Origin of the sequence: Chryseobacterium sp. Leaf180 (assembly GCF_001424585.1) — a bacterium.
In the GTDB taxonomy this organism is placed as follows: domain Bacteria; phylum Bacteroidota; class Bacteroidia; order Flavobacteriales; family Weeksellaceae; genus Chryseobacterium.
In genome coordinates this window covers 947,666-960,726 of sequence record NZ_LMPJ01000001.1, presented here as the reverse complement: position 1 = coordinate 960,726, position 13,061 = coordinate 947,666, and the positions used below count along the sequence as shown (strand labels likewise).

General features: G+C 38.8%; 14 protein-coding genes. 11 read left to right on the top strand and 3 right to left on the bottom strand.

Annotated features, from left to right (window positions below):
- Positions 1–91 precede the first annotated feature (91 nt).
- The 6 genes from miaB to ASG01_RS04375 are packed head-to-tail and all read left to right on the top strand — an operon-like array spanning position 92 to position 6,839.
- Complete coding sequence (miaB, locus tag ASG01_RS04400; protein ID WP_055860442.1) at positions 92–1,528, top strand: tRNA (N6-isopentenyl adenosine(37)-C2)-methylthiotransferase MiaB; 1,437 nt, start codon at positions 92–94, stop codon at positions 1,526–1,528.
- Positions 1,529–1,566: 38 nt separating this feature from the next.
- Positions 1,567–1,971 carry a hypothetical protein gene (locus ASG01_RS04395; protein WP_055860437.1) on the top strand — a complete coding sequence of 135 codons (405 nt, stop codon included), beginning with the start codon at positions 1,567–1,569 and terminating at the stop codon, positions 1,969–1,971.
- A gap of 54 nt (positions 1,972–2,025) precedes the next feature.
- Positions 2,026–3,315, top strand: coding sequence for a sigma-54 interaction domain-containing protein (locus ASG01_RS04390; RefSeq protein ID WP_055860434.1), 1,290 nt, complete (start codon positions 2,026–2,028; stop codon positions 3,313–3,315).
- 4 nt (positions 3,316–3,319) lie between these two features.
- Complete coding sequence (locus ASG01_RS04385) at positions 3,320–4,024, top strand: hypothetical protein (RefSeq protein ID WP_055860432.1); 705 nt, start codon at positions 3,320–3,322, stop codon at positions 4,022–4,024.
- A 6-nt stretch (positions 4,025–4,030) separates the two neighbouring features.
- Positions 4,031–4,552, top strand: coding sequence for an LptE family protein (locus tag ASG01_RS04380; protein WP_055860429.1), 522 nt, complete (start codon positions 4,031–4,033; stop codon positions 4,550–4,552).
- Between the two features lies 1 nt (position 4,553).
- Positions 4,554–6,839 carry a hypothetical protein gene (locus tag ASG01_RS04375; RefSeq protein WP_055860426.1) on the top strand — a complete coding sequence of 762 codons (2,286 nt, stop codon included), beginning with the start codon at positions 4,554–4,556 and terminating at the stop codon, positions 6,837–6,839.
- Between the two features lie 23 nt (positions 6,840–6,862).
- On the opposite strand, the gene rnpA is transcribed toward ASG01_RS04375, so the two are convergent.
- The 3 genes from rnpA to ASG01_RS04360 are packed head-to-tail and all read right to left on the bottom strand — an operon-like array spanning position 6,863 to position 8,601.
- Positions 6,863–7,255, bottom strand: a complete 393-nt coding sequence (rnpA, locus tag ASG01_RS04370) for a ribonuclease P protein component (protein WP_055860423.1) — start codon at positions 7,253–7,255, stop codon at positions 6,863–6,865.
- Positions 7,242–7,979, bottom strand: a complete 738-nt coding sequence (locus ASG01_RS04365) for a ThiF family adenylyltransferase (protein ID WP_055860420.1) — start codon at positions 7,977–7,979, stop codon at positions 7,242–7,244. The genes rnpA and ASG01_RS04365 overlap by 14 nt, the downstream gene beginning before the upstream one ends.
- Positions 7,972–8,601: a TatD family hydrolase gene (locus tag ASG01_RS04360; RefSeq protein WP_055860417.1), complete on the bottom strand. Its 630-nt coding sequence runs from the start codon at positions 8,599–8,601 to the stop codon at positions 7,972–7,974. Before ASG01_RS04360 ends, ASG01_RS04365 begins: the two co-directional genes overlap by 8 nt.
- Positions 8,602–8,691: 90 nt before the next feature.
- On the opposite strand from ASG01_RS04360, the gene ASG01_RS04355 reads away from it, so the two are divergent.
- The 5 genes from ASG01_RS04355 to ASG01_RS04335 all read left to right on the top strand — a co-directional run bounded on the left by ASG01_RS04355 (position 8,692) and on the right by ASG01_RS04335 (position 13,041).
- Positions 8,692–9,321 (top strand): TetR/AcrR family transcriptional regulator, encoded by a 630-nt coding sequence (locus ASG01_RS04355; RefSeq protein ID WP_055860414.1) that lies wholly within the window; start codon positions 8,692–8,694, stop codon positions 9,319–9,321.
- Between the two features lie 102 nt (positions 9,322–9,423).
- Entirely contained in the window at positions 9,424–10,419 is a 996-nt protein-coding gene (locus ASG01_RS04350; RefSeq protein WP_055860411.1) for an outer membrane protein assembly factor BamD, read from the top strand.
- Between the two features lie 42 nt (positions 10,420–10,461).
- A complete protein-coding gene (locus ASG01_RS04345) occupies positions 10,462–10,785 on the top strand; it encodes a DNA-directed RNA polymerase subunit omega (protein ID WP_055860408.1) in 324 nt (107 codons plus the stop codon).
- 117 nt (positions 10,786–10,902) lie between these two features.
- Positions 10,903–12,102: a bifunctional phosphopantothenoylcysteine decarboxylase/phosphopantothenate--cysteine ligase CoaBC gene (gene coaBC, locus ASG01_RS04340; RefSeq protein ID WP_055860405.1), complete on the top strand. Its 1,200-nt coding sequence runs from the start codon at positions 10,903–10,905 to the stop codon at positions 12,100–12,102.
- Positions 12,103–12,138: 36 nt separating this feature from the next.
- Positions 12,139–13,041, top strand: a complete 903-nt coding sequence (locus ASG01_RS04335) for a DUF4835 family protein (RefSeq protein ID WP_055860402.1) — start codon at positions 12,139–12,141, stop codon at positions 13,039–13,041.
- Positions 13,042–13,061: the final 20 nt, after the last annotated feature.

Sequence of the window (13,061 nt, the reverse complement as noted above, 5' to 3'; positions counted from 1 at the left end):
TTGCAAATTCAATAGGTAAGATTTTGATGTTTAAATTGTACCGCAATTAGGCTGTCAGACATCAGATCTCGAATCTCTAATTAAAAATACTGTGCAGGAAAAATATATAGACGAAACCAAGCAGGGTGAAGCTTTTGCCATTGCGGAAAAAGACGGAAACTCCAAGAAACTTTTTCTGGAGAGCTACGGCTGCCAGATGAATTTTTCTGATTCTGAAATCGTGGCTTCTATTCTCAACGAACAAGGTTACAATACTACATTAAAGATTGAAGAAGCCGATCTTATTTTGCTTAATACGTGTTCGATACGTGAAAAAGCAGAGCAGACCGTAAGAATGCGTCTGGCTCAGTTTAAAAATCTTAAGAAAGAAAAACCACATATGACGGTTGGCGTTCTTGGCTGTATGGCCGAACGTCTCAAAACTAAATTTCTTGAAGAAGAACAGCTGGTTGATCTTGTTGTAGGCCCGGATGCTTACCGTGATTTACCTAATTTACTAAAGGAAACCGACGACGGCAGAGATGCGATTAACGTAATTCTTTCGAAAGAAGAAACATACGCAGACATCAATCCAGTGCGTTTGGGCGGAAACGGCGTGACTGCTTTTGTGACGATTACGCGTGGTTGCGATAATATGTGCACGTTCTGCGTGGTTCCTTTTACGAGAGGACGAGAGAGAAGCCGCGATCCGCATTCTATTTTGGACGAATGCCGAAATCTTGCAGAAAGCGGATATAAAGAAATTACACTTTTGGGTCAGAATGTCGATTCTTATCTATGGTACGGCGGCGGACCGAAAAAAGATTTTACTAAAGCTTCAGAAATGCAGCAGGCAACAGCAGTAGGTTTTTCTCAATTGCTTGATTTGGTGGCGAAAGCTGTTCCGGAAATGAGAATACGTTTTTCTACTTCTAATCCTCAGGATATGAGTCTCGATGTTTTCCACATGATGGCGAAGCATGATAATATCTGCAATTACGTGCATCTACCAGTGCAGAGCGGCAGCAATAAAATGCTGAAGGCGATGAACCGACAGCACACGCGCGAAGAATATTTAGATTTAATAAAAAAAGCCAAAGAAATCGTTCCAGGAATTGCATTCTCGCAGGATATGATTGTTGGTTTCTGCAATGAAACAGAAGAGGATCATCAGGATACTTTAAGTCTGATGAAAGAGGTAGAATATGACTACGGTTACATGTTTGCCTATTCTGAAAGACCAGGAACGCCAGCCCACAAGAAGATGGAAGACAATATTCCGGCAGATGTGAAGCAGAGACGTTTGGCTGAAGTAATTGCTTTGCAGGGTGAACTTTCGCGAAACCGAATGAGATCATACGTAGGAAAAACGCATGAGGTTTTGATTGAAGGTATTTCTAAAAAGAACAAAAACCAATGGAAGGGCAGAAATTCTCAAAATGCCGTTTGTGTCTTCAATATGCTTGAAGGACAGAAAATGGGTGACATTGTGAACGTTTTTGTATTTGATAACACGCAGGGTACGCTTTTGGGGGAAACTGTTTCTTAAATTTTCAGTTTAATTTCTTTTGTAAACGACAGATTCGCATGACTGCAGTTTCAGATTTTCAGAAATATTGCTACGGAGTTTTGCTTGTATTAATGTACAGCAACACATTGGCGTGCGTTCCTGAGAAAATTTCTGATGAATGCAGAAGCTACAGTTGCTATCGGTCGAAAGAAGAAAACCAAACGAAAAATGCGGAAGTTTTTAAAGAGAAAATAAAAGCAAACCGTTTTTCTTCTGCTGCTTTTAAAAATAATTTCGCCAGAAAATTCTGTTTGGGAAAATCAGACTCGCAGGTTTCAGATTTCCGGTGGCAGTCTCTTTATCAAAATTTTATTGCTAAATATTCACAGAAACTTATTTCAGATGAGTTTGCAGATTTTCATATTTCAGAACAGAAAAACAGGCCAAAGAATAAAGATGATTTAGAAGAAAGATTTGTGTAGCAGCATTTTGCACGTATTACATCAATCTTTTTTAAACTCTAAAACTATCAGAAAATGGCAGATTTACAATCTATAAAAGCGCGCTTTGGGATCATCGGAAATTTCCCGGCGCTCAACCGCGCTTTAGAAAAATCAATACAGGTTGCACCTACAGATATTTCTGTTCTCGTAATCGGAGAAAGTGGTGTGGGGAAAGAATTTATCCCAAAAATTATTCATTCAGAATCGAGGAGAAAACACCAGCCGTATATCGTTGTCAACTGTGGCGCGATCCCGGAAGGAACAATTGATTCTGAACTTTTCGGTCACGAAAAAGGCGCTTTTACCGGCGCAACTACCACCAGAAAAGGATATTTTGAAGTCGCTGACGGCGGAACAATTTTCCTTGATGAAGTTGGCGAACTGCCTTTGCAGACGCAGGTAAGATTACTTCGTGTTTTGGAAAGCGGCGAATTTATGAAGGTTGGTTCTTCACAGGTTCAAAAAACAAACGTCCGCATCGTCGCAGCTACGAATGTGAATATGATGAAGGCGATACATGACAACCGTTTCCGCGAAGATCTTTTTTACAGGCTTAATACCGTGCAGATCGATATGCCGGCTTTGCGCGAAAGAAAAGGCGATGTGCACTTGCTTTTCAGAAAATTTGCTGTCGATTTTGCCGAAAAATACCGCATGCCGGAACTCGTTTTAGACAGTGACGCAGTGAACTATATCGAGAATTATTCGTTCCCAGGAAATGTGCGGCAGCTGAGAAATCTGGTCGAGCAAATGACTGTAGTGGAAACTGAACGCATTGTTACCGTAGCAAAACTTACCGAATATATCCCAATGGATGCGCATTTGCCGATGGTCATAAACCAGCCCGGAACGCCGAAGCAGAGTGATTTTGGTAACGAAAGAGAGATTATGTACAAAATTCTCTTCGACATGCGCAGCGATATTAATGATTTAAAATCTTTAACTTCGGAACTGATAAAAAACCGTGGCACAGGTGATCTCAGCAATCAGGAGAAAAATCTTATCAACAGAATTTATACTCCGGAATCGCAGCAAAATGCAAATGCAGGTTCGCTGCTTTATTTTGAGAATAAAAATCAGGCTGGAATGCAAAATCCTACGATCATGTCGAATCATGATGATCAGTTTGAAGATTTTGAAGACATAGAAATTGAGGAAAATCTTCCGGAATCTCTTTCGCTTCAGAATAATGAAAAAGATTTGATTATTAAAGCTTTAGAAAAACACAAAGGCCGCCGGAACAAAGCTGCCGACGAGCTGGGAATTTCTCAGCGTACACTTTACAGAAAAATAAAACAGTATAACCTCGAAGAACAAAACTAAAACTATGATCCTAAACCTGAAAATCAAGCCGGTAAATTTCAAATTCAGCAACTACATGTCGCAGGCTTTCGAACTGATGAAAAAAGATTTCGGAAACATTTTCGTAGCCTTTCTTTTGGTAATCGTGATGTCTATTATTCCTTTTTGCGGAATATTGGCGGTAGGAAATTTTTATAAATATCTTGATAGATTCAAAAGAGGCGAGCAGGCAAATCCTGGCGATATTTTCAATTTTGATGATTTTATGCCGTATTTTATCTTGCAGTTGATATTGCTGGCGGTTATTGCCGTGCTTTACATTCCGATGTTTTTTATCTTTCCGCTTATTGCCATGGCGCAGTATAGCGATACGATTGGTTTCGGAAGCGTGTTTTTCATGATTATTTATTTCATGTTCTTCTTTTTTGCAGTAATTTTTATCAGCACAAAAGCGTTTTACATGCCTGCATTAATTTCGCTGAAAGGCGTTACAGATTTTCAGACCGCGTGGAAAGCATCGGGAATGATGACAAAAGGAAATCTTTTAAATATTTTTCTTTTTGTACTTGTAACTTCTCTTGTAGCAAATGTAGGGATTATTGCTTGCGGTATCGGGCTTTTTGTAACGCTGCCATTTTATTACACCGCGCAGTTTTTTGCGTATGATGATGCGATGATGCAAATCTCGCACGACGAAATTTCCGATCTCGGAATTAAAGAAAAATTTTAATTTATAATGAAGCTGATCAAATTTTTAATACTCGCTGTTTCGCTGGGAATGCTGAACTCCTGCTACAGTTTTTCTGGCTCCTCGCTGAAAGACGAGAAAACCATTCAGATCAACGAGTTTCCGAATAATGCGCCGTTGGTAAATCCAGCACTTTCGCAGCAGTTTTCAACAGATATTCAGAACCGTTTTCTGCAGCGTACAACCTTAAAAGGAACTAAAGAAAACCCGGATATTCTGGTGGAAGGCGAAATTACCGATTATCAGATTTCTCCGACGACGATCAGCTCCAATACACAGACGACAGCCAATGGCGGAACGATACAGCAATCGCAAAATAAACTTACAATCACGGTGAAAGTACATTATGAAAACAAAGTGCGGCCGGAAGCGAGTTTTGACCGTACCTATTCTGATGAAGCTGCTTTTAACAATACGCTTTCGCAAAGCGACATCGAGGGTTCTCAGGTAAAACTTGTGACAGAGAGAATCATCAATAAAATTTTTAATGATATTGTAGCAAACTGGTAAGATGATGAATGCAAGAGTTTTAGAATTATTAAAAAATCCGAAAAATATACAGTCAGAAGATCTATCACTTCTGAAAGAGGAAATTAATTCTTTCCCTTATCTGCAGAACATCCGCGCTTTGCACCTTATTGGTGTGCATCTTTATGAGCCCGAAAATTATCAGAAAGAACTTTCGACCACGGCGGCTTACACGACGGATAAAAAGATTCTCTATCAGCTAATTAACGGAAAAATTGAGGCTAAAAAACCTGTAGAGGAAATTCAGCAAGAAAAATTTTTAAAACCACAACAACAAGCTGAAAATCAAAATATTCAGCCGGAAATAGTTGTTGCGGAACCGGAACAGATAGAAGAAAAGCCTGAAAAGCATGATTATGAAGCAGCAGCAGTTGGTTTAATTCCTCCGAAACCTGAAATCAAACATGTATTTGTTGAAGGCGAGCGCAACCGGATTTTATTTCCAGGTGAAGAAAACTTTCTTGAAGAAGAACACAACGATATTATTGATCTGGAATCGACGCTGGAAAGTGGCGTAATCGTCACGCAGAAAATGCCGAAAGCGATTGTCGAGGAGAATATTCAGCTGGAAAATTCTGAAAAGAAAAATGATGAAGATGCCAAACATCTGCAAGATTCTGCTCCGAAGGAAACGGCTTCTGAAAAAGAATATTCTGCTGATATTGATAATGGAATTGTAGCTGAGGAACCTGCAAAATCGGAATCTCAGCCTAAATTAAATTCTGCAGATTTAAACCGGAACAGAATTCTTTTCAAAGGCGAAGAAAATTTTCTGAATGAACCGAATCATGAAGTGATCGACCGCGAATCTACTTTGGAAAGCGGCGTGATTGTCACTACCAATACACCGAAAGCGATAGTTGAGGAGAATATTCAGATCGAAAATTCAGAGAAAGATGTAAGCGAAAATGTGAGTTCTTTTGAGGAAAAAGCTGAAGAAATTTCTGTTAATAATGGTTCAGGTATATTTAATGAAATTATTGAAGACGCAGAAGAAAGTAATATTTCAGATAAAAATGAATCTGTAAATTCTGACTTCAAAGAACCGGTTCAGTTAAATGCAGAGACGATTATTGATGAAGAAAAAATAGAATCTACACCGGAAGAAGAGAAAATTTTGGATGAAAGCGAACTGAGTTTTCATGCAACACCGGACTTTTTACCGGAAATTCAGGTTCAGGCAAATGAAGAAACTACGCCGCAATCACAACCGCAAAAATCTTCCACAAACAAACACGAAGAGGAAATGCGCCGTCTGATCGCGCAGGTTGAGGAGCGAATGAAGCTGAAAAAGGCTGAACAAAAAGCTGAAAAGAAGGAAAAAACTGTTGAGAAACCAGCAGAAACTGAAGATCAGGATCACAGCCAGACAAGTTTTTCCGAATCTCACGATTTTGAAGTGCAAAAACCCGAATCAAAAGTTGTCGAAGAAATTAAAGGAAATCCTTCCGAAAAAACTGAAAATATTCAAGCTGAGAAAGAAGTTTTAGAAGAAACACAGAAGCCGGAAGTTTCAGAAGAAACCTCAGATTCCGGATGGAAACCGATGTCTTTTGAAACCTCTTTGCCGGACTCACTTTTAAATCAGAATAAAAAAGTTGGAGAAAAACCGGAAACCGCAATAAGTGAAAATGTGGTAAAAGAAGAAATTGAAGCTGTTGAAAAACCGTTAGAAGAAACAAAAACTGTCGAAATCGTTCCTGAACAAAAAGAAGAGAAAAAGGCGGAAGAAACATCTGAAGAAAATTTACCGGAAGAAAAGATGGATGAAAAAGCTGCAACAGAAAATGTGCAGCCAGGCGTGATGAATGTTTCGTTTTTCGGATCTGATATTTCTAAATTTGATGGAAAACCTAAGGCTGAGAAAACCGAAAAAGAAATTGAAATTCCGTCGCCAAAAGCTGAAGTGAAAACCGATGCGAGCAACGTTCCCGGATTTATAAATACGTGGCAAAGCTGGCTGAAGATCGACCGAAGCGAGGAAATCATCAAAGAAAAAGCAATACAGAAAACGAAAGTAATTGAGTCTTTTATTGAAAATAATCCGAAAATTTCTCAGCTCAAAGATGAGGTAACTTTCACTGTAAAAGAGAAAAATGATGACATTTCTCATCTGATGACCGAGACCTTAGCCAATCTTTATATCGAACAGAAACTGTATACGAAAGCGGTAAAGTCATTCCATATTTTAGCGGAAAAACATCCTGACAAGAAATCATATTTCGAAGATAAAATTCAGGAAATTAAAGATTTACGAAATAAAAATTAATACAAAAAGAAAATCCGCGACATTTACTGTTGCGGATTTTTTTCTTTCTTTTTTTGAGCCTGACAAAGCTGCAGAAACTGCGCTTCAACTTCCCGAAATGACTCAGGCATTTTTTTCGAAGCCCAGAAAAGCATTGCGATATTTTTTTCGCCAAAAGATTGCCTGTACAAATCTTTATTCAATCGGTAACATTCTCGGAGAAGTCTTTTGATACGGTTTCTGTCAACGGCTTTTTTAAAGTTTTTTTTCGAAACCGAAACGCCTAATTCGTTGTTCTTCAATTCTATATCGGCAGGTTCTTTAAGTGTGATAATGCGGATGTTTTCTGCGCTTTTCCACTTTCCTTTTTCAAATAAAACGGAAATATGGTTTTTCATTTTGAGTTTTTCAGCCTTCGGATATTTAAAATTCGTCATCCGATTTTTTTATAATATGTTTGATGACTTCAGATGCAGCATACAGACCAAAAATTGCCGGGATATAGCTGATAGTACCATAAAATGAACGCTTAAAATTGCTTCCGTCTGTCATTTTAAGGCTTTCTTCATCCTGAATTTCACTTGAGAAAACACAGCGGATTCCTTTGTCAATTTTTTCTTTTTTCAGTCTTTTCCTCACCTGTCTCGCAAGATGATCTTCCTGAGTTTTGCTGATATCCCGCACCAAAACTTTTGCCGGATCGAGTTTTCCACCTGCACCCATCGCGCTTACGATTTTTATTTTTCTGCGTTTGGCAGCGATAATCAAAGCTACTTTTGGCGAAACGCTGTCGATGCAGTCAAGAATATAGTCGAATTTTGTTTCGTCTAAAATCTCCGTCATTCGTTCCGGGCTTAAGAATTCATTGAGTGGCGTGAGTTTCAGTTCCGGATTTATATCCAGTAAACGCTCAGAAACCAAATCCACTTTATGTTTCCCGACGGTCGAATGAAGTGCCGGAAGCTGTCGGTTAATATTTGTAATATCTACCGTGTCACCATCTACAATCGTCATCGTGCCAACGCCTGCGCGCGCAAGAAATTCCGCGGCAAAAGAACCGACGCCGCCAAGACCCACAATGAGAACTTTTGCATTCTGCAATGCTCTTATGCCTTCGTTTTTTATGAGAAGTTCGGTACGTTCCAACCAAAATTTATCCATACTGTATCGTGTGTAGATTTTCTGAAATTTGACTTAAAAGTTTTTCCATGGGGATATTTTTCAATTCGGCCGTTTTCACATAAAGATCTGTAATGTCAAAATCTTTACCGTCGGTTTCCAGGAACATTTTCTCCAGCGGTGTGTTTTTTAAAGTCTCCTGCAAAGATAGATTATACAGCGCTGCTTTGCCAAAACTCAGGTAAAAATTGTGCGCCAAAAGATCATCCGCAACCTTGCGGTTTTTGTTGAAACCATGAATGATCATTGGTCGGTCTGCAAACTTTTTCATGGTGATCACTTCGTAGAATTTTTTCACGCAGTGCACAATAATTGGTTTTTTTAAGTCGTTTGATAAGTTGATCTGTCTTTTAAAAATGTCATTCTGAAGATTTAAACTTACCGAAATGTTTTGGTCTAAACCACATTCGCCAATAGCAAAACAGTTTTTATGTGATGCGACTGAATCAAGCCAATCAAAGTGCTGATCAAGATTTTCTTCCGAAATATCTTTAGGATGAATGCCTGCAGAAAAAGTTGTTTCCGGCAGATTTTCTAGCAGCGGAAGATTGTAAATCCCGAAAGAAAGGTCTGGATGATGGTGATGAAAATCGAAGAAAGACATGTTCAAATTTAACATTAATAATTTCTTTTATCAAACTAAACAAGCGTTTACGTTTAGCTGAAAGTTTTAATTTTGTAAAAAATATTCTGAATGAAGAAAAAGTTTAATGAAAAGCAGATTCACATCCTGAATGTCGCCGAAGAACTGATCGCCCAAAAGGGCTACGAAGGAACATCGGTGCGCGATATTTGTACCAAAGCGGAGATTAATGTTGCCATGATTTCGTACTATTTTGGCAGCAAAGAAAATATGATGACACAGCTTTATCAGTATCGAGTTTTGCGGACGCGAGAAAATTTTTCTGAATTTGCAGACACCATCAAAGACGGCAAACCCGAGATGCAGATCAAAGAAATGATTAAATATATTGTGACGCAGCTTTTCAGATACGATTATTTTCACGGTTTTGTTACCCAGGAACTGCGTTACACCGACAGTTTGAAGGAAGAACTTTTTGATTTTTACCAGATGTTTGCCAGAAAACTGGAAGATGTGATTAAAAAAGGTGTTACGTCTGGAGTTTTCACGTATGCGCCGCCGCCGGAAGATATTCTGACGACAATTTTGGGTTCAACGCTTTTTGTGATCAGAAATAAAAATTTCTACAAACTCTACGTTCCACATAAAGATGAAGATTCGTATGGGAAAGCCGCTGAAAAGAAAGTGCGCATTAATATTATGATGAGCGTTTTTGCGGTTTTAGGCTACGCTTCGGAGTAAATTTTCGTTAAATAATCATAAAAAAAAATCTATTCTCAAAAAAGTTATATTTTTGCAAATTGATAAACCGGCGAAACTTCCGGTAACTGTTTAGTTTTTAGTATGAAGAAATATATATTAGGCCTTTTTTCCGTTGCGGTGATCACGGCTTGTACAAGCCAGCAAGATAAAGCGATGAAGAGTGCGGATAAAAACTTTATCCTGAAGGCGGCGAACGAAAATTTTGCCAAAAAGAAGTGGAAAAATGCTTTGGTGCTTTATGAGAGAGTATTAAATCTAGTTGCTGGTACGGATGATCTGCCCAATGTTGGATTTAATACTGCATATGCCAATTACTATGACAAAAATTATAAGTTGGCAGGACACCAATTTAAAAATTTTTCGATAAGTTTTTCAAAGGATCCGAGAGCAGAGGAAGCTGCTTATATGGGTGCACTTTGCTACTATGAAGGATCTATGGACTATAATCTGGATCAAACAAGTACCACTTTAGCGATTAACGAACTTCAAGATTTTATTACCAATTATCCGAATTCTGAGCGTTCAAAAAACATCAATACTTTGATTGACGAGCTTTCTTACAAGCTTGAAATTAAAGCTTTCGAAAACGCGAAGCAGTATTTCAAAATGGCCAATTACAAATCTACAGAAGTAGCTTTTGAAAACGTTTTGGAAGATTTCCCAAGTACAAAACTCCGCCCGAAAATCTACGATTACATCATGCAGGCAAGATATCAGTTGGCTTTAAACTCAGTATATGATCTTAAAGACGAGCGTATTGAGCGTGCCAGTGCTTTTGCAAAACAGGTACAGAAAGAACTTCCTGATAGCGAATATGCGAAAGATGCCGAAAATATTCTGGCAAGACTTGCAAAAGAAAAACAGGATTTTGCAGTTACCAAAAAACAGAATGAAGCGAGACTTGCAGTATTGAGCGCGAAGCAGAAAAGGGAAGCTGAGCGTATCGCAGAGCGAGATAAAACGGTAGAAAAAATAAAAAACCAAGACGACAGCGAGAAGCAGGCTTTGCAGGCTGCGAGAGACAGCGCGACACTTGTGACGCCTCCGCCGGCGGCGACTTTCAAAATCCAAAGATAATTTGTAAATTTGCCATCTTATAATTAAAATAAAATTCTGAAAATGAGCGTAAAAGATACAGCAGCAGAAGTAAACACCATTACTTACGATAAAGATAAAATTGAAAAAAAAGTAGGTTCTATCTATGAAGCTATTGTTATCATGGGCAAAAGAGCAGAGCAGATAAACGCCGAGATCCGCACTGAGCTTCACAATAAGCTGGATGAATTTGCGGTGCACAATTCTACTTTGGAAGAAGTATTTGAGAACAGAGAGCAGATCGAAATCTCTAAACATTACGAAAAAATGGCAAAACCTACATCTATTGCGATCCAGGAATGGTTGGATGATGATATCTACTTCAGAAAAACTGAAGAGAGAAAATAATATCGTTTTCTAAAAAATAAAAAAGGTCGCAGAGAATTTTCTTTGTGACCTTTTCTGTTTTCTGATTTTAATGTTCCTAAAATTAAGTATTTTAGTGACTTCAAAAATAAAGTGTACATGAGTCTTTCCGGGAAAAATATTCTCATTGCCGTTTCCGGTGGCATTGCAGCATACAAAATACATTTCCTCATCCGCGATTTTGTGAAGAAAGGTGCCAGCGTTCAGGTGATCATGTCTCCCGATGCTGAGCATTTTGTAACCAAACTCAGCCTTTCGACCTTATCTAAAAACCCTGTTTACAGCGAATTTTACAGCGACAACGGCACGTGGAACAGTCATGTGGAAATGGCACTTTGGGCAGATGTAATGATTTTTGCTCCCTGTACGTCAAATACTTTGGCTAAAATGGTGCACGGCATCTGCGACAACCTGATGATTGCGACGTATATGTCTGCGAAATGTCCGGTTTTCATCGCGCCGGCTATGGATTTGGATATGTATCAGCATCCTTCAACAAAGCTTAACCTTGAGTTGGCAGAAGATTTCGGTCACATCGTGATTCCTGCCGAAAATGGCGAATTGGCGAGCGGTCTGGTTGGCCAGGGAAGAATGGCCGAGCCAGAAACGATTTCAAATACCATTGCAGATTTTTTTACGGATAATAAAAAATCTTTACATGGAAAAAAAATTTTAATCACAGCTGGGCCAACGTATGAGGCGATCGATCCTGTACGGTTTATCGGAAATCATTCTTCCGGTAAAATGGGTTTTTATTTAGCTGAAAAAGCCGCGAAACGTGGTGCAGAAGTTACTTTGATTTCTGGGCCGAGCAGTCTTAATACCAAGCATGAAAATATTCAGCTTCACCGCGTGACTTCGGCAAAAGAAATGTACAGCAAAGTTTTTGAGTTTTATGAAAATGCAGATATCGCGATTGCCAGCGCAGCCGTTGCAGACTATGCACCGAAAGAAATTGCTTCGGAAAAAATCAAGAAAAATGATGAAACGCTGACTATCGAATTAATAAAAAATCCGGATATTCTGAAAACCATGGGCGAAAAGAAAACGCATCAGTTTTTGGTAGGGTTTGCTCTGGAAACTCAGAATGAAGAAGAAAATGCGCTTGCAAAACTTCACAAGAAGAATCTTGATATGATTGTGCTGAATTCTCTGCGCGATGAAGGCGCCGGTTTTCAGAAAGATACTAACCACATCAGAATTTTTACTGAAAATGACCGTTTTGAATTTGATTTAAAATCAAAAGAAGAAGTCGCAGATGATATTTTAAACCAGATCGAAACGCTTATTTTAAAATAAAAAAGACGTTTTCACGTTCTCAATCTTTTAGATCTAATGAATAAAAAACTTATATTATTTTTGCTGCTTTTCGTTTTTCAGAGCGGTTTTTCACAGGAGATTCTGGCTACTGTACAGGTGAATTCTCAGCAGATACAGGGAAGTAATCAACAGGCATACAAAGCTTTGGAGAAAAGTCTCCGCGATTTTATCAACAATACAAGCTGGACGGGTAAAAAGCTTCAGAATTTTGAAAAGATAAAATCCAACTTCGCCATCGTTCTCAGTGAGCGGAACGGTAATAATTTTAAAGCAACACTCGTCGTACAGGCTGTGCGACCTGTGTACAGTTCTTCATACGAATCGCCGCTTCTGAATATTCAGGATCAGCGTTTTAATTTTGAATATGTCGAAAATGAGAATCTTATTTTTAACGAAAGGCAGTTCAGCGGAAAAAACCTGATCGATGTGATCAGTTTTTACGTCTATCTGATTCTCGGTTACGATGCAGACAGCTTTCAATCGCTTGGCGGAACGCAGTTTTTCTCTAAAGCACAGCAGATTGCCCAGAATTCTCAAAACAGAAATTATACAGGCTGGAATCAGATTAACGAGCCAAGAAGCCGCACAATTTTGATCGCTGAAATTCTCAACCCAAATATGACGACGCTTCGCTCAACGATTTATTCCTATCACCGCGGCGGTCTCGACAGTATGTTTAATCAGGATCAGACACAGGCCAAAAAGATTATTTTTGATGCGCTGATGCAGCTGAAAACGTATGAAAATAGCTTTCAGCAAAATTATTTCTTTAATCTTTTTATCGCCAGTAAGAGCGATGAGATTTTTAATATTTTCAACAGCGGAAACAACGGCGGCATCAACCTTAGTGATCTGAAACAGCTGATGATCGTTTTTGCACCGAAAGACATCGATAACAAGTGGAATAAATGGCGCTAAAAGGCACGATTCCTGAATTG